The organism is Halomonas sp. RT37 (assembly GCF_040070525.1).
GTDB lineage: Bacteria > Pseudomonadota > Gammaproteobacteria > Pseudomonadales > Halomonadaceae > Halomonas > Halomonas litopenaei.
Genome location: NZ_CP098827.1, coordinates 715318 through 735419 on the forward strand (window position 1 = coordinate 715318; position 20102 = coordinate 735419).

Sequence of the window (20102 nt, forward strand, 5' to 3'; positions counted from 1 at the left end):
CTTGGCGTGGGTGCCTAGCGTGGGTGCTTAGCGTGGGTCTTCGGGGGTATCCAGGTCGCGCACCACGCCGGGATCATCGACGTCGATCTCGAGCAGTGCCTGGCGGTGGCGGTGCAGTAACGCTCGGGCGCCGTCCTGGCCGTGAAGCTGCGTCATCTCGGGCCAGAAGTCGCAGCCAACGATCACCGGGTGGCCGGGTTGGCCGTGAAAGCGCGGCCTGACCAGTCGGTCGGCCCTGGCGCTGGCGGCAAGCCGGCGGCAAGTCGGTGCCGAGATCCAGGCCATGTCGCCGAGCCATACCGCCGCTGCGGTGAGCTCAGTACGTTGCTGCTGGCGTTGCTGAAGCAGCCAGCGAAAGGCCGCCGACAGGCTGTCGCCGAGGGCGTCGCTGGGACGTTCAAGCGACAGCAGCTCGAGGTTGGCAGACGGTGCAAGGTCCCAGTCGGCGAGGCTCTCGCCCGGCCCCAGCACCACCAGCCGCCGAGGGGTCAGCTCGGCCGCCGCCGCAAGGCTTGCCGCCAGCAGCCGACGACCATCCTTGAGGCGTGCATGGCGCTTGTCCGCGGCGCCGAAGCGCCGTGAACGACCCGCCGCCGCTACTACACAAATCAGTGGGGTGACGTGGGACGGATGGCGGCTTTCCTCACAAGAGGGGGTTGAAGCGGGAGTGCCCGACTGGCCGCTAGAGCGCATGGCGGTCCTTGCCCCGGCGTACCCGAACGATATCGGCCATCACCGCCAGGGCGATCTCCGCCGGGGTCTTGCTGCCCAGGTTCAAGCCGATCGGCATATGGATACGCGCGATCTCGTCATCGCTCAGACCACCGCTGCGGGATAGCCGCTCTGCCCGTGCCCGGGACGTCTGCAGCGATCCCATCACTCCGATATAGAACGCCTCGGAGCGTACCGCCTCGATCATCGCCAGATCATCGATGCGCGGGTCGTGGGTCAGCGCCACCACCGCCGTGGCAGCATGGCAGCCGCCTTCGGCGATAAAGCGGGACGGTAGGGTCGCCACCTTCTCGATGTTGCCGGAGGCGCCCCCGAGTTCATCGATAAAGGACTCCAGCATGCCTTCCCGAGGGTCGCAGACGATCACCTCGAAGCCGAGCCCCACGGCGAACTGGGCGCAGGCGACGGCCACCGGCGAGACCCCGGCAAGCAGCAGTCGGGCGGCTGGGCCGACGCGCAGTTGCGCACTGGCCTCACCATTCCCATCGACCAGAACGACGCGATCACCCAGGCCATCGTCTTGAACGAGTGAACGCGCGCCGCTGTCCAGATCGACGCGGCGAATCAGCGGCTTGCGTCCTTCCAGCGCCGCCTCCAGGGCGGAGAAGTGCGCCAGTGCCGCCTGGCCGGGGGCGAAGCGTTCGACCAGGACGTCGAGCACGCCGCCGCAGGGAAGGCTGGGCGCCGGGTAGTCGACGTCGTCGCCGGCGCCGTAGCGCACCCGCCTGACCGGCGTATCGAAATCACCCTGCCCAAGGCGCTCAAGAAAGTCCTCCTCGACGCAGCCGCCGGACAGCGAGCCAACGTGATCACCGTCACGGGTAGCAGCCAGCCAGGCGCCGGGTTCGCGTGGTGAGGAGCCATAGGTGGACAGCACCGTGGCCAGCCACAGGGTGCGCCCGTCGCGCAGCCAGGCGAGGGCACGTCGCACCACCGTAAGATCCAGATGTTGCATGGTCAGCGTGTCCTGTGTGTGACGAGCGCCACGCGATCAGCGTGGCGCTCGGGTGGCGGGTCAGGCCCCCAGTGCGGCCTTGAGCGCCTCCGGCCGCATCGGCAGGTCGCGCAGGCGCACGCCGGTGGCGTGAGCGATGGCGTTGGCGATGGCCGGCGCTACAACGCAGGTGCCAGGTTCGCCTAAGCCGACCGGGGTGTGGTCGTTGTCGACGAATTCAAGGTCCAGCTCCGGCACCTGATGCATGCGCAGCGGCGTATAGCTGTTCAGGTTGAGGTCCGCAGGCTGGCCTTCGGCGTACTCGGTGCCTTCGTGCAGGGCCATCGACAGGCCCCATAGCAGCGAGCCCTCCAACTGGGCCATGGCACCGTCGGGATGGGCCAGGGTGCCGGCATCCACCACCGAGGTCAGCTTCTCGACCGTCACCTCGCCGCTGGCACGATCCACCTTGACGCGGGCGACACAGGCCACCCAGGTCGGCATATGGCGTTCCTGGCCGAAGCTCAGCGCCACACCGAGACCGGTGTCCTCGGGCAGGGCGTCGCGCTCGTTCCAGCCGGCCTTGTCGAGGGTGCGTTCGAGCACTGTCTTGAGGCGCTCGGCGCCGCCGACGCTGTTGGGCGCCTCGCCGGCGTTGCGTCCTTCGGCCTTGAGCAGGTTCCGGCGGAACTCGGCAGGGTCCTGGTCGGCGGCCAGTGCCAGTTCGTCGATATGGCTCTCCACCGCCCAGGTGGTCCAGCCTGGCCCCACCGCACGCAGATAGCCGGGAACGAAGGCCTCGTGGGCCTTGTGGTTCTGCTGGGCCCACACCCGCTGGGCGCCCAGTGCGTACCAGTGGTCGGCACCACTGATGGCAAAGGAATCGATCTTGCCGCCACCTTCGACGAATTCGCCGAGAAAGCCGGGTGCGATATCGGCGGTGGGCCAGCCGGCGGCGGCGGCGTGTTCGCTGGCCTGGATGGCGCCGTCGGCTGCCAGGGCCGAGCGCAGCCGCTGCACCGAGGGTGAGCGCACGCAATCCATGCGACTGTCATCGGGGCGGGTAAAGACCATCTTGACCGGGGCACCCACGGCCTTGGCTGCCAGCGCCGCAGGCACGGCATAGTCGCCATAGAGACGGCGTCCGAAGCCGCCGCCCAGATAGTACTGGTGGAAGGTCACCTGGCTCTCGTCGACTTCCAGCGCCTTGGCTACCAGGGGCACCGCCACGGACTGCTGCTGGTTGCCGCAGTGGACGTGCCAGTGGCCGTCGCGCTCGACCACGGTGGCGTTGACCGGCTCGAGCTGGAAGTGCAGCACGCTGGACGTGGTGTAGGTGGCATCGATCAGCGACACGTCCTCGGCGGACGCGGCCTGCTCGAGGGTGGACGTCACCTCGCCGATATCGACGAACAGGGCGCCGTTGTCACGGCTCGGTGACTGGGTCAGACGGCGGCCTTCATCGAGAATGTCGGCCTCGGTGATCGAGATGCCGGAGCCGTTTTCCCATTCAATCTTCAGCGCATCGGTGGCACGCATGGCGGCGGAAAAGTTGTCGGCGATCACCGCCAGCCAGCCCTGGCACAGGCCCGAGGGGTCCTCCAGCCGGATGGTCTGGCGATAGCCGGCGATGGACTGGGCTGCGCTGTCATCGATGGAGGTGGCGCGGGAGCCGAAACGGGTAGGCGGCAGCACCGGGCGGGCGTAGAGCATCCCATCGACCTTGGCGTCGATGCCGAAGACGGCCTCACCGGTGGTCTTGGCTGGGATGTCCTGGGCTCGGCCGGAGGTGCCCAGCACGCGGCGCTCGGAGGCCGGCTTGAGCTCGATGGCTTCAAGCTCTTCGGCGCTGTAGCTGCGCGACAGGGTGCCGCTGGCAACGATCTCGCCGTAGCCGATGCGCTTGTCGCCGCTGATGACCTGACCGTCACGGGCCTGGCAGTCGGCGGCGTCGACCTCGAGCAGGCGCGCACCTGCTTCGATCAGCGCCTGGCGTCCGGCGGCGCCGGCACGGGAGAGCGGCAGGAAGCTGTGGTTCACCGACCAGCTACCCCCGGTGATCATGTAACCCCACTTGGGGTCGCTGTCGACGTATTCGATGGCGATCGTCGCCGGGTCGACCTCGAGTTCCTCGGCGACCAGGCGGGCCAGGCTGGTGCCCACGTGCTGGCCCATCTCGGCCTTGGTGCAGTGCAGGGTGACGTGACCCTGGGCGTCGATGGCGTACCACAGGGTCGGCTCGAAGCGACCCTTGGCCAGGGCCTCGCTGGCCGCGTCGGCGGCGCCGAAGGCCATGCCGGGCAGGCCAAAGGCGAGAACCGCGCTGGCGCCCAGGGTGCCGATCAGAAAGCCGCGGCGGCTAAGGCCGGGGCCTGCGTTTCGGTCGGCTAGGGACGTATCGCTGCGGACTGCGGAAGCGCCCCGATGGGCCGCCAGGGTGTCATCAAACCGGCTCATGGCGGGGCTCCTCGGCGCTGGTACGGGTTTCGCTGCGGGCAGCAGTAGCGGAGGCGGGGTCGAAGGTCTCGACGCCGCCCTGCTGAAGCGAGGAGGCGCGTTTCACCGCGCGATGGATGCGCACGTAGGCCATGCAGCGGCACAGGTTGCCGCTCATGCCCTGGGTGATCTCGTCATCGCTGGGGGAAGGCTTGCGCTTGAGCAGATCGGCCGCCTGCATGATCTGGCCGGATTGGCAGTAACCGCACTGGGGCACCTGCTCTTCTCGCCAGGCCTGTTGCAGCGGGTGGTTGCCGTCGGCGTCGAGGCCTTCGATGGTGGTGATCTCGGCACCTTCGGCGGCGGCCAGCGGCAGCACGCAGCTACGCGTGGCCGAGCCGTTGAAGTGGATGGTGCAGGCGCCGCACTGGGCGATGCCGCAGCCGAACTTGGTGCCGGTCAGGCCCAGGGTATCGCGCAGTACCCACAGCAGTGGGGTCTGGGGATCCACCTCGACGCTCACCGCTTCGCCGTTCAGGGTGAAGCTGGTCATGGGGGCTGGTTCCTCGCTGGTTTCATTGCGTAGCTTCAGGGTCCGTTGGTGCTTCTGATTTTTTTGTATGCGTCCCTTTTACCCGTTCTTGAGGCAACAGGGGACGCGAGGACGGTCGGGATGCCGTAACTGGCACACCATCTGCCTCTTAATAAGCGATGTCGCGATACTATAGACCAGTCGACTAGTGGGCAACGTTGAATGCGGGAACGGGCGAAATGCGTGGATGGCGGTTACCGCAAAGGCGCCGGGGGCGTCTGGCGCCTCTCGTGGTGAGGGCTGCTTCTCGACATGGAGTTCAGGGCGTCAGTGAATCTAGCTCTCGCTGAGACGTCGATGGAGTGCGTCGCCCTTGAGCATTTCGGGGTTCAGGCGAACGCCCAGCCCGGGTTCGCCGCTGACGCGGATCATGCCGTCCTCGACCGGCGGCAGGCCCTCGACGCAGTCGGCGTACCAGCCGTAGTAGAAGGCCCGGGTGAACTCCTGCTCGGCGACGTTGGCAAGCGCCATGGCCAGGTGGGTGGATACCGCCAGCGTCACCGGGCCGGAACAATCATGGAAGGCGATCGGGCGACCCTCGGCTTCGGCCAGGGTGGCGGCCTTGCGGGCGAAGCTGACGCCGCCGCCCCAGGTCACGTCGATGATCGGGGTGTGGATACGTCCGCGATGCAGCAGGTCGCGAATCTGCCCCAGGCCGCCGAGGGTCTCGCCGCCGGCCAGGGGGACGCAGGTGTCGGCCAGCTCGCCAAGCTGGTCGAAGCGATCCATCCACAGCGGGTCCTCGATCCAGTCCGGGTCAATGGGGGCCAGCGCCTGACAGATGGTGCGCGCCGCCGGCAGACTCCAGAGTCCGTGCAGTTCCGCCTTCAGGCGCATGCGATCGCCGTGGACACGACGGATCTCCTCGAACGGCCACAGCGCACGATTGAGATCGGCGGGCGAGATGGACATGCCGTGGCGGGCGCCTTCGGCGAAGTCGAAGGGCCAGATCTTCATGGCGGATATGCCCATCTCGAGAAGCTCTGCGGCGAGCTCTGCCGGACGCTCGAGAAAGGCGTCCAGGTCCTCGTAGCGGGGAGACGCCCCGTCATCCCCCGAGCCACCCTTGATGCCGAAGTTGTCCGGGCGTACCTCGGCGGACTTGGACACATAGTCGGGGCCGGCGCAGGTGTTGTAGAGCGGCACCCGCGCTCGGGTGGCGCCACCGAGCAGGTCATGCAGAGGCAGGCCGGCACGCTGACCAGCCAGGTCCCACAGGGCCACGTCGATGGCGGACAGCGCGCGGGTCTCGGCACTGGTGCCGCCAAAGCCCACGTAGGGTTGCATCTTGCGGTGCAGCGCCTCGATGCGGGAGGCATCCTCGCCCAGCAGCAGGGGAGCGAGGCGGCCATGAACATCGGCGTCGATGGCGTCGGTGCCGAACCAGCTCTCGCCCAGGCCCACCAGGCCGTCCTCAGTGTGGACGCGCACCCAGATCAGCGACGGACGAGCCGCAGGACGCAGGGTTTCGATACGCTGGATCTTCATGCTGGTCTCCGCAAGGTTCAGTGTTTCGCTACCGTTGATCGGCCCCGTTCGTCATTGCCGCGTACCGCCACCGTTCATCGCTGTTGTGCATCTTCAATGGCCACCCTTGCTGACGTCGCTTGATCCGCTCAGGCAGCTTGCGAGTGGCCGCCGTCAAATGACGTGTGACGCAAGCATCATGGCTGCTTTGACTGTGATTCGCCGAGCAGACTGACCAATTCCGGGACCAGTCTTTCACCGTGGCCGGCATCGACGATGTCCTGGTAGAGCCGGGTGATCGCCTGACTGAGCTGGCGCGAGGCGCCGAGGTCCTCGGACATGCTTTGATAGTAGCCCACGTCCTTGAGCGAGTTGGACAGGCTGAAGCTGAAGCCTGCAGGGTCGGCGTCGGTCAGGAAGGGACGCAGGCGTTCGAGCACCACGCCGCCGCCGCCACCGTTGCCCAGCACCTCGAGCAGCACGGCGTCGTCGATGCCGGCGCGTCGAGAGGCGGCGCTGGCCTCGGCCAGTACGGCGGTGAAGCCCAGCGAGACGAAATTGTGCAATAGCTTCAGGGTGTGGCCGGCGCCCACCGGGCCGCCGTGGGTGATGTGCTCGGCGAAGGCGCCAAACAGCGGCTTGAGCTCGTCAAACAGCGCCTGATCGGCACCGACGATCAGGTTGAGGCGGCCCTCGGCGGCCTCCTTCGGGGTGCGGGTCATGGCGGCGTCGACGAAACGGCCACCGGCCTCGCGCACCCTGGCGTCGATGGCCTGGGTGGAGCTGGGGATGGCGGTGGAGCAGTCAACCACGATCTGGCCTGGCTTGAGCCCCTCCAGCACGCCGCCTTCGTCGAACAGCACGCTTTCCACCTGGGGAGTGCCGGTGACGCACAGGATCACCAGATCGGCGGTCTCGGCGACCTCGCGGGCGCTGGTCAGAGCGCTTGCCCCTTTGTCGATCAGGTCGTCGCTGGGCTGATTGCCGGGGTGATCGAGAAAGCTCAGGCGATGGTCCGCGCGCAGCAGGCTGGTGGCGATCCCGTGGCCCATCAGGCCGACGCCGATCAGGCCGACGTGAAGCGAGGTGGTCATGTCCCTTTCCTTGTGGTGGTGGTAGTGGTGATGATGGTGGTTGGTGCTTGATAGTCCTGGGTGACGGCCTAGAGGAGGGCCGGCACCTTTCGTGCCAGGCCCAGACGTTTCCAGCGACGTCTAGCCGTGATGAATCGCAATGGTCTTGATGCGGGTATAGCTCCTGAGCCCTTCAAAGCCCTTTTCGCGGCCGTGGCCGGAGCGGCCGACGCCGCCGAAGGGCAGCTCGATACCACCGGCGGCGCCGTAGTTGTTGACGAACACCTGGCCCGAACGGATCGCCTTGGCCAGACGCAGTTGGCGGCCGCCGTCGGTGGTCCATACGCCCGCACACAGGCCGAAGTCGGTGGCGTTGGCCAGGCGTGCGGCCTCGGCCTCGTCGGCGAAGGCCTGGACCACCAGTACCGGCCCGAACAGCTCCTCGCGGCTGACGCCGTGGCCTTGCGGCACCTGGGTCAACAGGTGGGGGACCACGAAGTGGCCGTCCCGGGGGGCGTCGTCGGCCAGGCGTCCATGGGCGGCGATGTGGATGCCATCATCCTGTGCCGCCTGGATCAGCGTCATCACCTTGTCGCGCTGGCGTTCATTGATCAGCGGTCCGCAGTCCGGGTCGTTCTCGCCGACGTCACAGGTCAACCGCGCGAAACGCTCGCTCAGTGCCGCCACCACCTCATCGTGGATGCTCTGCTCCACCAACAGACGGCTGCCGGCGGAACAGGTCTGGCCGGCGTTCTGGATGATCCCGCGTACCACGGCGTCCAGGGCGCGTTCACGGTCGGCGTCGGCGAACAGCAGCTGGGGCGACTTGCCGCCGAGTTCCATGGTCACCGGCACGTGGTGCACCGCCGCCGCCTGAGTCACCAGGGTGCCGGTCTCCGGCGAGCCGGTGAACGACAGATGATCGATGCCGGGGTGGGCGGCCAGGGCGGCGCCGGCTTCACGGCCGAGGCCAGGCACCAGGTTGAGCGCGCCTTCCGGCAGCCCGCAGTCGACGGCCAGCTGGGCCAGGCGCAGCACGCTCAGACAGGCGTCCTCGGCGGGCTTGAGCACGCAGGTGTTGCCAGCGGCCAGCGCCGCCGCCACGCAGCGTCCGAAGATCTGGGCCGGGTAGTTCCAGGGGATGATCTGGGCGCACACGCCCCAAGGCTCGCGCAGGGTCATCACCGCATAGTCGGGATCGAAGGGGATGGTCTCGCCGTGGAGCTTGTCGGCGGCGCCGGCGTAGAAGCGGAAGTAGCGCGCGCAGGCGGCGATGTCGCCCCGGGCCTGGCTGATCGGCTTGCCGGTGTCGGCGCACTCGAGGGCGGCCAGGGTCTCCCTGTCGGCGTCGATGGCCTGACTGAAGGCATACAGCCATTCACTGCGCGCCCGCGCCGAGAACGTCGACCACTGGCCAAGCTCGCCTGTGAAGGCTGCCCGGGCGGCGGCCACCGCAGCATCGACGTCGGCTGCGCTGGACGCGGCGATACGGGCGATGACTTCGCCGCTGGCCGGGCGCAGCACCTCGAGGGTGTCGGCGGTATCGACCCAGTGACCGCCGATCAGGGCGCCGGTGGGTGGAGTGGGGGGGAGGGCGTGCATTCTGTCGACTCCTGAGAAGGGGCGGAAGATGGGGTGGGCCCCGGCGCGGCCGGGGCAGTGATCGGTATCAGTACAAAAGATCGACCAGGCCCAGCGAGATCCAGGGCATGTAGGTGATGGCCATCAGGCAGACCAGCACCACCAGCACGAAGCGCGCAAGCCAGGGGATCAGCTCGTCGATGGACAGCTTGGCCACCGCGCAGGCGGCGAACAGATTGACCCCTAGCGGAGGGGTGAACATGCCGAGCGCCAGGTTGACCACCACGATCAGGCCGAAGTGCACCGGGTCGATGCCGTACTGCACGGCGATGGGGGTGAAGATCGGGGCCAGCACCAGGATCGCCGCCGAGGTCTCGACGAACATGCCGATCACCAGCAGCATCACGTTCACCGCCAGCAGGAAGCTGACCGGGCTCTCGAACACCTGGGTGACCCAGGCGGCAACCTCGCCGGGCAGCCCCGAGCGGCTGATCAGGAAGCTGAACAGCGCCGCCGCCGAGATGATCAGCATCACCGTGGCGGTGGAAATCACGCTCTGGCGCAGGATCGGCACCAGCTCCGACAACGGCAGCTCACGGTAGACCAGACCGCCGACGATCAGGGCGTAGAACACCGCCACCGCCGAGGCCTCGGTGGGGGTGAAGACCCCGCCATAGATGCCGCCGATGACCACCACCGGCATCAGCAGAGCGGCCCAGGCGCGACGCATTGAGGTGGTGAAGGCGGCGCGATCCTCGCGGTCGCGCAGGCCGTAGCCGCGCAGCTTGCAGAAGATGTACAGAAACAGCAGCAGCGCCGAGCCGATCAACAACCCCGGACCGATACCGGCAATGAACAGGCGCCCGATCGAGGTGTCGGTGCTGACGCCGTAGAGGATCAAGGGGATGGAGGGCGGGATCAGTACGCCGAGCTCCGCCGAGGAGGCCTGGATCGAGGCCGCCAGCGGACGCGGGTAGTCGTGGGCCACCATCGCCGGAATCAGGATGGAGCCGATGGCGAAGGTAGTGGCCACGCTCGAGCCGGAAACCGCGGCGAACATCATGCAGGTCAGCACGCAGGTCATGGCGAGCCCGCCCTGGAGCCCGCCGACGATGGACTTGGCCAGGTCCACCAGGCGCTGGGAGATGCCGCCGGCGGCCATCAGGTTGCCGGCCAGGATAAAGAAGGGGATCGCCATCAGCGGGAAGTTGTCGATGCCGACGAACATCTGCTGGGGCACCATCAGCAGCGGAAAACGGGTGAAGAACTCGATACCGATCACCGACGCCAGCAGGATCGACACGGCGATCGGCACGCCCAGGGCGAACAGGATGATCAGCGACAGTCCGATAGCGGCGTTCATGGCTGCTTCCTCCCTTCGGTACCGGACGAGGTCCCAGTGTCAGGGCCAGGTCTGGATTCGGGTTCAGGCACGTGTGCGGGGGCCTCGGCATCGACCACGCCGATGGTCTCGCGTCCGGTCAACTGGGCGATCAGTCGAGTGATCACCGACAGCAGCGAAAAGGCGGCGCCGATCGGAATGGCGGCGTAGATCCAGGCGATCGAGATGCCGACGCCGGAGAGCATCTGGTTCTGCACGCGCAGCGTCATCTGATAGCCGTAGATCACCAGGATCGCCAGGACGATCATGCAGCAGGTGGCGATCAGTATCTCCAGCGCCTTGAGGGCGGAGGTCGGCACCAGCTTGTAGATCACTTCGACGGCCATCATGTAGCCGCCGCGAAAGGTCGCTGCGGCGCCCAGAAAGACGCACCAGATCATGGTGGAGCGGGCCATCACCTCCGACCAGGTGGAGGGGGCGTCGAACACGAACCGGGTCAGCACCTGGTAGAAGCCAAGGCTTACCGAGGCGATCAACATCAGCACCGCTGCGTAGAGGGCGACCTGGGAGATGGCCCGCTCGAGACGGAAGAACAGATCCAGCATGGGGCTTTCCTCATCGCGGGTAAGGCCCGAGGACGGGTCAGGCTTGACCGCCCAAGTGCTCGCCAACGGCAGGTAGCGAGCGCTCGGGCGGGAAGGTCAGTCGAGGATCAGTGGACGATCAGCTGCCGCAGTCGCTGGAGCGAATGCGATCGAGCATCTCCGAGCCGTACTCGTCGGTGTAGACCGAGTAGGAGGGCTCGACGGCGGCCTGGAACTGGGACTTGTCGATGTCATCGACCACGGTCATGCCCTTGGCCTTGAGTTCCTCGACGCCTTCGGTCTCGAGTCTCGACACCATCGCACGCGTGGCCTCGGCGCCGGCCTGGGCGGCCTCCATGAACCAACCCTTCTGCTCATCGGACAGGCCGTCCCAGAGGATCGGCGAGGCCAGCATGATGGCCGGAGAATAGACGTGGCCGGTCAGCGACAGGCGATCCTGGACCTCCCACAGGTTGCCGGTGAGGATCACCGAGATGGGGTTTTCCTGGCCGTCCACGGTGCCCTGCTGCAGCGCGGTAAACAGCTCCGGGAAGGCCATCGGTGTCGGATGTACGCCCATCTCGTTGAACGCCGCCATGTGCATCTCGTTTTCCATGGTGCGGATCTTGAGACCCTGGGCGTCTTCGGGGGTCTCGATGTCACGCTGGCTGTTGGTCATGTGGCGGAAGCCGTTCTCGGTCCAGGCAAGACCCACCAGATCGTGCTCGCCGATCTTGTCGAGCAGGTCCTGGCCGACCTCGCCATCCAGCACGCAGCGGGCGTGGTCGTAGTCCTTGAACAGAAACGGCAGGTCGAGCACGTAGGTCTCAGGGACGAAGTTGCCTAGCGGCCCGGTGGAGGTGACAACGGCGTCGATGGTGCCGATCTGCAGGCCTTCGATCATGGCGCGCTCGCCGCCCAGCGCACCGGAGGGCTGCTCGTTGACCGTGAATTCGCCGTCGGACAGCTCCTCCAGGGTCGCCTTGAAGGCATCGATACCCTCGGAGTAGTGAGAGCTGTCCGAGGTGGTGTGGCCGACGGTGATGGTCTGGGCGGCGGCCGCTGGCAGGGCAAACCCGGCCAGTGCCACGGCCAGCAGGCAGGGCTTGAGGTGAAAGGCGGGGCGGCGTGTTGCGTGGCGTACAGTCGTCGTCATTGTTGTTTCCTCTTTGCGGGATGACGCTTGGGTGTGGCCGTGCCCGGTGGCACGGCCGGATCAGTGCTCGTGGTCGGTCAGGGCTCGTCCTCGCCTTAGCCGCTCGAAGTAGTCGTCGCCACCGATCTGACCGCCCTTGAAGGCGATCTCTAGATCCTGGTAGCGCGGGTCGTCGCTGTGGGCCTGGCACAGCGGCGAACCCGGGGTGTCCGGCAGCGGCATCTTGACCGTCAGGGCATGGATGTTCAGGGCGGCGATGGCATGGCTCGAGGTGTCGCCGCCGGCGACACTCACCCGGGTCAGCCCCTGATCGTCCACCAGCGCCTTGAGCATCTCGCCGAGGGCCTTGCCCAGACTGTGGCGGCTGGATTCGGTGGCCAGGCTGTCGTCGTGGCTGTCGGGTCCCATGGCGGTGTGCAGGATGACGCTGCGGCCACTGCTCAGGGCATCCAGTGCCTTGAGGATGGCGGTGGCCATGGCCTCGTTGCGATGGGCGGGGATGGCCAGACTGCGGGCGTCGAGCTCGATGCGCTGAAAACCGGCATGCTCGACCGCCCAGTGAATCTGGCGTGCGGTGGTGCTGGAGACGCTGCCGGAGACCACCGCGATGCGCTCGACCGAACGGGGCGGAGTGAAGTCCTCGCCCCCTTCCACCAGCCCCAGGCGTCGCCACTCGGCGAGCAAGGCGTACTCGACGCCGGACGAGCCGACCACGAAGCCGCCCTTGCCGCCTTGTTGCTGCGGGCGAGTGCGCCAGAGTTGATGACCCACCGCCTGTTGATGGGGGGGCTCGAGCACGTCGAACAGCACCGCCGGATGCTCGGCGAGGGCGTGATCCACGCGTTCGTCGATATCCGGCAGGGCCAGGCTGGGCACATCGATCAGGCCGACCGGCAGAGTGGTCTGGGCGGCCAGGTGGCGGCGCAGGTCCGCCTCGTGCATGGGGGTGACCGGGTGGCGCGACATCACCGGGTGTCGATCGATGCGGTAGATCTGATCCTGATAGGCGGCGTAGAGCTCGCCGAAGACGGTGTAGCGGCGCATCTGCGGCACCCCCACCACCAGTGGGATCGGTGTCTCGCCGAAGACGCCGCGAGCGACCTCCATGGCACAACCGATGCTGCCGACCTCGGGGCTGCTGTCGAAGGTCGAGCAGGTCTTGTAGTGGGTCAGCGCTGCGCTCTGTTCGGCCAGCCACTGGAAGGAACGCTTGAGCTCGCGGCGCATCCAGTCATTGGACTCGCTGCGGCTGGTGCCGGCCAGACCCAGGGCACGACAATGATCGAAGCGCGCTCGCTGTTCGGCGCTGGGGCGAGCGGTGAACAGCACACTGGGGACGCCCTGGCAGGCCAGGGCCTCGAGCGCGTCGGTGGAGCCGGTCAGGTCGTCGCCGTAGTAGCTCAGCAGCAGGTCGTTCATGGGCAGAAGGTCTCCAGAGCCTGGGCCAATTCGCCATGATCACGGGCGTGGTCGGCCAGCGAGATGCCGCGTGCAGCGGCGTCGTAGGCCTGGCGCAGGCTCCTGACGCCGGCGGCGATACCGCCAGGGTGGGCCATGATGCCGCCGCCTGCGGTAACGATCATGTCGCTGCGGCCCCCCATGGCGCGGCAGGTGTCGATGGCCTGGCAGGCGGTCTGATTGGACGAGAATACCGGCATCACGGTGTGGGCGGGTCCCGGGGGGTCGAACAGCGGCGTCAGGCAGGCCCGGGCGCTGGCGGCGACACTGTCGTCGGACTCCGAGAACTTGTTGGCCAGACCATTGACGTGAAGGTGATCGACGCCGGCCAGGCGCCAGAAGGTCTGCCAGGCGGCGAAGTCCATGCCCAGCAGCGGCTCCCGGCTGAACATGCCCCAGCCGGCGCGGTGGCCGTGGATGGGCAGCTCACAGTGGCGCCGCAGATGACTGACGCCGGCCAGACCCACCGCGTTCAGGGCGACCATCACACAGCTGCCGCCGGCGGCCAGCACGTGGTCGTGGTGCCGGCGCATCTCGTCGATCTCGCCGGTGATGTTGAAGGCCACCATGACCTTGCGTCCGGTGCGCTGCTCATGTTCGAGCACCAGCGGCATGATCGCGTCGACCCGCTCGGTGAACGGGCAGTGCGGGCCGTTGGCCTGGAGTTCATCGTCCTTGATGAAGTCGATGCCGCCATCCAGCAGTTCCTTCACCACCTCGGCGGTGGCATCGGGTGAGAGCCCGACGCTGGGCTTGATGATGGTGCCGATCAGGGGACCCTGGTCGACGCCGCTGAGGCGGCGGGTACCGTCGATGCCGAACTGGGGCCCGGGGCAGGCCTCGGCAAAGGCGTGGGGCAGGCTGACGTCGAGCAGCCTGAGTCCGGAGAATTCCTTGAGTTCATACAGATTGCCGGCGAGGGTGGCCATCAGCGTGGTCAACGACGGACCGAGGTTCTCAAGGGGCCAGGACAAACGCACCCGGGCACGCTGGTAGCGGGTGCCGGGCGGCTGGGGCCGGGTCGGCATGGGCAGCGAGGGCGCATCGACGCTGTCGAGCAATTCGATGGACTCGACCCTGGCGGCATGACGCTTTCGAAAGTCATCGGTTTCCGCGGCCAGGCGGGTGAAGGTGCCGCAGGATTGCTCCCCGGCCATCACCTGGCAGGCCTGCTCCACCTCGAAGGGGGTCTCGATCAGGTAGCTGGCTTCGATTCGGTTCATGCCTGGCCTCTTGATACTCGCGATGGCGCTGTCGTCAGACTCTGTGGAGAGCGTGGCCCCTCAGGTGATGCGCTGAATGCTGTCGGCGATGGCGTCTGGTTCGAACACCCGCTTCCAGTCATCGCGCATCAGCATCGGCTTGCCGTTCTCGATCGCCTTGTTGCAGGCGTCCGAGAAAGCGCCGGGCTGCTCATCGAAGATCACCGCACCGAGGATGTTGAGATGGCCAAGCAGAAAGTCCCTGGCGCACTCATGGCTGACGCCTCGATCCACGACCTCGTCCATCGCTTCACGCATCACCGATAACAGTGTGGCACATACTGTTTCCGACAGACCGGGTTCCAGCAGCGCCATCTGTTCAACGCTGACGCGATGGCTGCGCCCGACGGGGGCATAGATGGTCCTGGCCACGGCCTCGCCGAGGGCAAAGTGGCGGTCATCGCCCTGCATCAAGGCGCTGACGATATGCTGGGTGGCGTGGCTGCCGCCGAAATAGTCGCGCTTGGCCTCGAGGGTGGTCTCGTCGTTGAAGATCGGCGGGTGACACGGGTGGGTGACGAAGTAGACCAGGTCGTCACGTTCGGGCAGATGGCCGGCGAAGGGGGCGGCGGCGTCCAGGCAGACCACCATGGTGCCGGCTTCGATCGACGGTGACAGCTCGGCGGCAATCTTCTGGATCAGGGTGTCGGGAACGGCCAGGATGACCACATCCGCGCCGGCCACCGCCTGCTCGGCGCTGTCGACGCACTCGATGTCGAGTTCGTCGCGAAGCCGTTGGCGGCCCTGTTCGCTGACCTCGACGTGACGCACGTCGAAGTCCGAAGTCTTGAGATTGCGGGAGAGGCGGGCGCCCATCTTGCCGCCGGCACCGATCAAGGCAATGGTCGTCATGGCCAGGTAACCTGTGTGAAAAAGTGGAAGAGGCAAGCTTTGCTGCAACTGGTATGATGACAATATAAGTGGCCGAGGCTGTCAAACACGACCTTGGTCGAGTGTCATGTTCCAGGCCCGCTGGCATGGGTATGCTGCGGGGCCTGGCGCCGCGAGGTAGAGGCCATGAGCGACTCGTTGAAGATTTCTCGCCGCAAACTGTCCGACGAGGTGTTCGATCGGCTTTATCAGCAACTGCTGAACGGCGACTATGCGCCGGGGGACAGCCTGCCCTCTGAGCGGGAATTGATGGATACCTTCGGGGTCGGCCGGCCGGCCATCCGCGAAGCGATGCAGGCGCTGGAGCGACTGGGGCTGGTGTCGATCCACCACGGGCAGCGGCCCAAGGTGCTGACGCCCAGTGCCGACGGCATGCTGGCCCAGATAGAACTGACCGCGATGCACCTGCTGTCGACCGAACCCGCCTCGCTCGAACACCTCAAGGAGGCGCGGCTATTCTTCGAGGTGGGCATGGTGGCGCGGGCGGCGCGGCAGGTGGGCGCCAAGGATCTGGCGCGCCTCGAGGCGCTGGTGGAGCGCCAGCGGGTGGCGTTGAACAAGGACATCGATGCCTTTATCGCGGCGGACATGGGGTTTCATGTTGCCATCGCCGAGACCACCGGTAACCCTATCTTCATCGCGGTCAGTCGGGCGATGTTCGAGTGGCTGGCCAGGTTCCATACCTCGCTGATCCACTGGAAAGGCAGCGAGCATGTGACGCTGGAGGAGCACGAGCGCATCCTGGCGGCGTTGAAGAACGGCGACGAAGGCGCTGCCATTCGCGAGATGACGCGTCATCTGGAAAGGGCGCGTTCGGTGTACGCTCCCAGTTGAGGGCGCATTGATCCCCGCTTTTGACGCTCGCCCCGGACGGGCGACACTTATCGAGAAGGAACGGGACCTTGGATAGTGATCTGGTCTACGCCCTGGACATGGCGGGGACGGTGGTCTTCGCCCTGTCGGGCATCTTGCTGGCGTGCCGCTCACGCATGGATCCCATCGGCATGCTGGTGCTGGCGGCGGTGACCGCCGTCGGAGGAGGGACCCTGCGTGATCTGGTGCTGGGTGTCGCCCCGGTGTTCTGGATCCGCGATCCGACCTATCTTTGGGTGATCCTGGCCACGGTGCTGTGCGCACTGGTCGGATTTCACTATATCCACCGCCTCAATCGGGTGGTGCTGCCGGTGGCCGACGCCTTCGGTCTGGCGCTGTTCGTGATCATTGGTGCCAATAAGGCGATGCTGCTGGGGACCTCGGGGGTCGTGGCGGTGTTGATGGGGCTGTTTACCGGGGTAGCCGGCGGCATGATCCGTGACGTGCTGGCAAGGCGGGTGCCGATGGTGCTGTGTCGTGAGGTCTACGCCACCGCCGCCATCGCCGGCGGTGTGGTCTTCGTGGCATTGGCGAGCCTCGGCGCCCCCAGGCTTGGCATCCTGCTGTCGCTTGCCACCACCCTGGGGCTGCGGCTCGCGGCGATCCGCTGGCAGCTGGCGCTGCCGGTGCTGGCCTGGGTGGTGATCGAGCCATCTCCAGGCCAGTCGGCGTCGAGTCGGGCGGCGGATGCCGACGCCGCAGCGGTGCCTCCTGACCCGGCGTCGATGCCGGCCGATGGCTATGACACACCGCTGACATCGGCCCGCGAGACGGCATCGTCCGCCGACGTCGCGCGTCCCAAGATGCGGGTGAGGATGGTCTCCCGAAGCAAGGCCGCCCGCCTGTGGCCCGAGGATGAGGACATCGACTGAGCGAGATCTGACGCGTTCACTTGTTCGCGCTGTTCAACCGAGGTGGCAGGTGCCATGCTCTTGTTCAGTGAGCCGATGTATTTGTCCCCTGCATGGTGACAAGGGGGACGCCGCTCCCCCATGAGCGAGTGATGCCGACACTCTTGAGAAAAGGCCCGTACCGGTTTTTCTTCTACAGCGACGAAGGCGATCCACGAGAGCCGCCCCATGTTCACGTGGCGGCGGGCGATCAGGTCGCGAAATTCTGGCTGGATCCGGTCGAGTTGCAATCGAGCAAACGTCTGCGTGCCCATGAAATCACCCAGCTCTGTCGGCTGGTTGAACGGCACCAGGCAGAGTTTCTGGAGGCATGGCATGCGTACTTTACGTCTTGAATCCGAACCCCTGGCTGTTGATGTGGCATTCTCCTCCGATGCATTTTGCGTCACCCTGAATGATGGGCGAGAGCTTTCGATTCCGCTGGCCTGGTTTCCCAGGCTATTGCACGGCTCACGTGAGCAACGTGAGCAGTGGGAGCTGATCGGCGGCGGAGAAGGGCTGCACTGGGAGGCCTTGGACGAAGATGTCTCTGTGGCAGGTCTGTTGGCCGGTCGCGGTGATCAGACGCGCCGCCGCGAAAGCGTCGCTTGACCGGCCGTCTGGCTTGAAAACCACCATGAAGGGCGCTTCGGTGCGTCGAGCGTGCTTGTTCACGCTATTCGGCGCGATGACGCTGCTGCTGAGCGTCGCATCGCCGGCCCTGTTGTCATTACCGAGTGACACTGCCGTCTTTGCCTCGACTCAGGTTTCTGAGCAGGCCTCTCGATCTTCTCCTGTCGGCCAATCTCCAGGTGCGGTTGGCGCAAGTGTTGCTGTTGGCGAAAGCGGTGCTGCTGGCGAGAGTCGTACTATCGCCGAGAGGCGCGCCGCCGCCGAGATCCGTGCCGTCTACGAAACCTCCTTCGACCTTCTTCCCGCCGACAAGCAGCGCCACTACGCCCAGCGGCTGTGGCGGGTGACCGGTGACCCTGCCTACCTATGCGCCAATCATGCCTACGGCCGACGTCTGCTCGATCAGCTCGCGCGTGACGCCTTCACCGTCGCGGACAGTGACCGGCTTCGCCAGCGCAATCGCGAGTTGCTGGCGGCCTACCCCGAGACCAGCCCCAAGCAGCGTCGGCGCAAGGCCATGCTGTCGGAACATGTCGACATGATGCTGCCTCGGGGCATCCTGTTTCGGCTGGCCCAGGCCCGCTACCACGGCTTGCTTGGACAACTTTCCGAGGCTGATCGGCGCTTGCTTGAGCAGGCCGTGGGCGCAGTGGATTGGCGGGCCTTTCTGACCGACCCCGAGGTGGTGTCGGTGTATGCCGCCCAGGTGGCCAACCAGGCCGCCTTCCTGGCCCAGCTGGGGATCGTGGATCTGCGTGGCGAACTCGCCCGGGCCTTTCGTGACCGTTATCCACCCGGACGGATCGAGGAGCTGTCACCGGCGGAATATCGCAACTGGGTCTACGGCCTGACCCACTTCATCATCGCCGCGAGCCACTACTACCAGCGAATGCTGTCCGACGGCGAGCTCGATTGGGCGGTGGCGGCGTTGCTCGGCCAGGGAGAGGCGTTGGTGCAGGTCAAGGCCGATATCATCGCCGAGGTGGCGCTGTCGCTGCAGTTGGCAGGGCAGGCCGATCATCCGCTGGTGGCGGTGCTGCATGAAGCGCTGCTGGCACGACGGGATCCGCAGTCGGGCATCCTGCCCGCCACCGACGGCGGGTTCGATCTGGGCGAAGGTGAGCATCGCAATGTGCTGGCGATCATGACACTGGGGTGGGACGGGCGGTTGTATTCAAGGCCCCGGCTGGTCCTCAAGGACATCTCCGAGGAGCGTGACTGCCGACTACCTGGGCGGTCCCTGGCAACGTCGCCAGAGGACTGAGTTGGAGGCCGGGTCGGAGGTCCGCTCAAGGGGCAGGTCGAGGGTCGGGTCGAGAGGTCGGACGCTCGATCGACGCCTTGCTATACCCGGCAGCTCGACGTCGAGCGCCACAGGCTCCCCAGTCCGTCGAGGTGGTCCCGGGTGGCGGGCAACTGGGCCCCCAGTGACTCGTGCAGACGAAGGTAAAGCGGCGTCAGCAGCGGATTGCGTTCGCGCTCGGCGCATTCGTTGTCGATGTAGTAGGCACGCCGGGTACCGCAGTAGTGGATGGTGTCGCTCACCGGCTGGAAACGAAAGCCGGACAGGGTCAACAGCCGCGCCAGGGGAGGCTCCATCAGGGCGTAGAGATGTCGCCGTGCGGTCAGGCCGGCAAGGGCGTGGGCGCTCAAGAACAGGCCGGTGACGATCAAAGGAAATGCCTGGCGTTCCTCCGGAGGAAACTGTACCGGCAGCGTTTCTTCGCCCTTGCTTGGGGCCCGGAAAAGCCGCGAGATCGCCAGGCGAGAAATTTCGGCGATCTGGCGCCCGTCGTGCTGTCGCGGATGTAGCGAAGGCGCCGTGAAGACGCTGCGGGTGGCGTTCATCACCGGCAGGTCATCCGGACGATCGACGGGGGGAAATACCAGTCGCACGCAGCCCGCCGCCAGACCGCTTGAGCGATGTTCGACCAGGCAGTGGATGGCCTGTTCATCGAAGTCATCATGCTCCTGTCGCTTGTCACTGTCGCCTGGCAGGGCGTATTGAAGCTCACGTAGAAAGACGTCATGGCGCAGCGAATAGACCCGCTCCCTGTCCGCGACCGTCTTTACCAGGATCACCCGGAACTGGTCGGCGAACTGCTCCAGCAAGCGCTGTTGCCGGGATGGCCTCTCGGTGTCTGCTGCTGGCATGGGGGATCACCTCCGTGTTGTTATAGCCGGGCCGTAAAGGCCCG

Annotated in this window: 18 protein-coding genes and 1 pseudogene; 5 read left to right on the top strand and 14 right to left on the bottom strand. The window is 66.4% G+C overall.

Going from position 1 to position 20102, the window contains the following annotated elements:
* Nucleotides 1–27: 27 nt before the first annotated feature.
* The 13 genes and pseudogenes from NFG58_RS03280 to NFG58_RS03340 all read right to left on the bottom strand — a co-directional run bounded on the left by NFG58_RS03280 (nucleotide 28) and on the right by NFG58_RS03340 (nucleotide 15469).
* Nucleotides 28–693, bottom strand: coding sequence for an NTP transferase domain-containing protein (locus NFG58_RS03280; RefSeq protein ID WP_222568224.1), 666 nt, complete (start codon nucleotides 691–693; stop codon nucleotides 28–30).
* Complete coding sequence (locus NFG58_RS03285) at nucleotides 683–1687, bottom strand: XdhC family protein (protein WP_222568223.1); 1005 nt, start codon at nucleotides 1685–1687, stop codon at nucleotides 683–685. The genes NFG58_RS03280 and NFG58_RS03285 overlap by 11 nt, the downstream gene beginning before the upstream one ends.
* Before the next feature lie 60 nt (nucleotides 1688–1747).
* Nucleotides 1748–4123 carry a molybdopterin cofactor-binding domain-containing protein gene (locus tag NFG58_RS03290; protein WP_222568222.1) on the bottom strand — a complete coding sequence of 792 codons (2376 nt, stop codon included), beginning with the start codon at nucleotides 4121–4123 and terminating at the stop codon, nucleotides 1748–1750.
* A gap of 85 nt (nucleotides 4124–4208) precedes the next feature.
* A pseudogene (locus NFG58_RS03295) lies at nucleotides 4209–4655 on the bottom strand ((2Fe-2S)-binding protein); the annotation flags it as partial.
* Between the two features lie 315 nt (nucleotides 4656–4970).
* Complete coding sequence (locus NFG58_RS03300) at nucleotides 4971–6182, bottom strand: mandelate racemase/muconate lactonizing enzyme family protein (protein ID WP_222568221.1); 1212 nt, start codon at nucleotides 6180–6182, stop codon at nucleotides 4971–4973.
* A gap of 176 nt (nucleotides 6183–6358) precedes the next feature.
* Complete coding sequence (locus NFG58_RS03305; RefSeq protein ID WP_348827601.1) at nucleotides 6359–7255, bottom strand: NAD(P)-dependent oxidoreductase; 897 nt, start codon at nucleotides 7253–7255, stop codon at nucleotides 6359–6361.
* Nucleotides 7256–7375: 120 nt separating this feature from the next.
* Complete coding sequence (locus NFG58_RS03310; RefSeq protein WP_348827602.1) at nucleotides 7376–8836, bottom strand: aldehyde dehydrogenase family protein; 1461 nt, start codon at nucleotides 8834–8836, stop codon at nucleotides 7376–7378.
* A 67-nt stretch (nucleotides 8837–8903) separates the two neighbouring features.
* A complete protein-coding gene (locus NFG58_RS03315; protein WP_124802823.1) occupies nucleotides 8904–10178 on the bottom strand; it encodes a TRAP transporter large permease in 1275 nt (424 codons plus the stop codon).
* Nucleotides 10175–10762 carry a TRAP transporter small permease gene (locus NFG58_RS03320; RefSeq protein WP_124802821.1) on the bottom strand — a complete coding sequence of 196 codons (588 nt, stop codon included), beginning with the start codon at nucleotides 10760–10762 and terminating at the stop codon, nucleotides 10175–10177. The genes NFG58_RS03315 and NFG58_RS03320 overlap by 4 nt, the downstream gene beginning before the upstream one ends.
* A gap of 118 nt (nucleotides 10763–10880) precedes the next feature.
* Complete coding sequence (locus tag NFG58_RS03325) at nucleotides 10881–11897, bottom strand: TRAP transporter substrate-binding protein (protein ID WP_045991765.1); 1017 nt, start codon at nucleotides 11895–11897, stop codon at nucleotides 10881–10883.
* A gap of 60 nt (nucleotides 11898–11957) precedes the next feature.
* Nucleotides 11958–13316 (bottom strand): four-carbon acid sugar kinase family protein, encoded by a 1359-nt coding sequence (locus NFG58_RS03330; protein ID WP_348827603.1) that lies wholly within the window; start codon nucleotides 13314–13316, stop codon nucleotides 11958–11960.
* Nucleotides 13313–14578 carry a ribulose-bisphosphate carboxylase large subunit family protein gene (locus tag NFG58_RS03335; protein ID WP_348827604.1) on the bottom strand — a complete coding sequence of 422 codons (1266 nt, stop codon included), beginning with the start codon at nucleotides 14576–14578 and terminating at the stop codon, nucleotides 13313–13315. The genes NFG58_RS03330 and NFG58_RS03335 overlap by 4 nt, the downstream gene beginning before the upstream one ends.
* A gap of 60 nt (nucleotides 14579–14638) precedes the next feature.
* On the bottom strand, nucleotides 14639–15469 hold the full coding sequence (locus NFG58_RS03340) for a phosphogluconate dehydrogenase C-terminal domain-containing protein (protein ID WP_108448026.1): 831 nt from the start codon (nucleotides 15467–15469) through the stop codon (nucleotides 14639–14641).
* A gap of 165 nt (nucleotides 15470–15634) precedes the next feature.
* On the opposite strand from NFG58_RS03340, the gene nanR reads away from it, so the two are divergent.
* The 5 genes from nanR to NFG58_RS03365 all read left to right on the top strand — a co-directional run bounded on the left by nanR (nucleotide 15635) and on the right by NFG58_RS03365 (nucleotide 19168).
* Entirely contained in the window at nucleotides 15635–16342 is a 708-nt protein-coding gene (nanR, locus tag NFG58_RS03345; protein ID WP_045991761.1) for a transcriptional regulator NanR, read from the top strand.
* 98 nt (nucleotides 16343–16440) lie between these two features.
* Complete coding sequence (locus NFG58_RS03350) at nucleotides 16441–17253, top strand: trimeric intracellular cation channel family protein (protein ID WP_348828116.1); 813 nt, start codon at nucleotides 16441–16443, stop codon at nucleotides 17251–17253.
* Nucleotides 17254–17384: 131 nt separating this feature from the next.
* Complete coding sequence (locus NFG58_RS03355; protein ID WP_124802813.1) at nucleotides 17385–17627, top strand: DUF4160 domain-containing protein; 243 nt, start codon at nucleotides 17385–17387, stop codon at nucleotides 17625–17627.
* The gene (locus NFG58_RS03360; RefSeq protein ID WP_124802811.1) at nucleotides 17608–17883 is read left to right on the top strand and encodes a DUF2442 domain-containing protein; all 276 of its coding nucleotides are present in this window, start codon (nucleotides 17608–17610) and stop codon (nucleotides 17881–17883) included. Before NFG58_RS03355 ends, NFG58_RS03360 begins: the two co-directional genes overlap by 20 nt.
* 55 nt (nucleotides 17884–17938) lie before the next feature.
* Complete coding sequence (locus NFG58_RS03365; protein WP_348827605.1) at nucleotides 17939–19168, top strand: DUF3541 domain-containing protein; 1230 nt, start codon at nucleotides 17939–17941, stop codon at nucleotides 19166–19168.
* Nucleotides 19169–19248: 80 nt separating this feature from the next.
* On the opposite strand, the gene NFG58_RS03370 is transcribed toward NFG58_RS03365, so the two are convergent.
* Nucleotides 19249–20058 carry a PEP-CTERM/exosortase system-associated acyltransferase gene (locus tag NFG58_RS03370; protein WP_348827606.1) on the bottom strand — a complete coding sequence of 270 codons (810 nt, stop codon included), beginning with the start codon at nucleotides 20056–20058 and terminating at the stop codon, nucleotides 19249–19251.
* Between the last annotated feature and the right edge of the window lie 44 nt (nucleotides 20059–20102).

What these genes read in the sequence shown, in the direction of transcription:
- NFG58_RS03285 (WP_222568223.1), bottom strand. Translation starts at nt 1,687, where the DNA reads ATGCAACATCTGGATCTTACGGTGGTGCGACGTGCCCTCGCCTGGCTG.
- NFG58_RS03360 (WP_124802811.1), top strand. Translation starts at nt 17,608, where the DNA reads ATGCGTACTTTACGTCTTGAATCCGAACCCCTGGCTGTTGATGTGGCA.
- NFG58_RS03280 (WP_222568224.1), bottom strand. Translation starts at nt 693, where the DNA reads ATGCGCTCTAGCGGCCAGTCGGGCACTCCCGCTTCAACCCCCTCTTGT.
- NFG58_RS03300 (WP_222568221.1), bottom strand. Translation starts at nt 6,182, where the DNA reads ATGAAGATCCAGCGTATCGAAACCCTGCGTCCTGCGGCTCGTCCGTCG.
- NFG58_RS03315 (WP_124802823.1), bottom strand. Translation starts at nt 10,178, where the DNA reads ATGAACGCCGCTATCGGACTGTCGCTGATCATCCTGTTCGCCCTGGGC.
- NFG58_RS03335 (WP_348827604.1), bottom strand. Translation starts at nt 14,578, where the DNA reads ATGAACCGAATCGAAGCCAGCTACCTGATCGAGACCCCCTTCGAGGTG.
- nanR (WP_045991761.1), top strand. Translation starts at nt 15,635, where the DNA reads ATGAGCGACTCGTTGAAGATTTCTCGCCGCAAACTGTCCGACGAGGTG.
- NFG58_RS03370 (WP_348827606.1), bottom strand. Translation starts at nt 20,058, where the DNA reads ATGCCAGCAGCAGACACCGAGAGGCCATCCCGGCAACAGCGCTTGCTG.
- NFG58_RS03305 (WP_348827601.1), bottom strand. Translation starts at nt 7,255, where the DNA reads ATGACCACCTCGCTTCACGTCGGCCTGATCGGCGTCGGCCTGATGGGC.
- NFG58_RS03355 (WP_124802813.1), top strand. Translation starts at nt 17,385, where the DNA reads ATGCCGACACTCTTGAGAAAAGGCCCGTACCGGTTTTTCTTCTACAGC.
- NFG58_RS03320 (WP_124802821.1), bottom strand. Translation starts at nt 10,762, where the DNA reads ATGCTGGATCTGTTCTTCCGTCTCGAGCGGGCCATCTCCCAGGTCGCC.
- NFG58_RS03325 (WP_045991765.1), bottom strand. Translation starts at nt 11,897, where the DNA reads ATGACGACGACTGTACGCCACGCAACACGCCGCCCCGCCTTTCACCTC.
- NFG58_RS03350 (WP_348828116.1), top strand. Translation starts at nt 16,441, where the DNA reads ATGGCGGGGACGGTGGTCTTCGCCCTGTCGGGCATCTTGCTGGCGTGC.
- NFG58_RS03290 (WP_222568222.1), bottom strand. Translation starts at nt 4,123, where the DNA reads ATGAGCCGGTTTGATGACACCCTGGCGGCCCATCGGGGCGCTTCCGCA.
- NFG58_RS03310 (WP_348827602.1), bottom strand. Translation starts at nt 8,836, where the DNA reads ATGCACGCCCTCCCCCCCACTCCACCCACCGGCGCCCTGATCGGCGGT.
- NFG58_RS03340 (WP_108448026.1), bottom strand. Translation starts at nt 15,469, where the DNA reads ATGACGACCATTGCCTTGATCGGTGCCGGCGGCAAGATGGGCGCCCGC.
- NFG58_RS03330 (WP_348827603.1), bottom strand. Translation starts at nt 13,316, where the DNA reads ATGAACGACCTGCTGCTGAGCTACTACGGCGACGACCTGACCGGCTCC.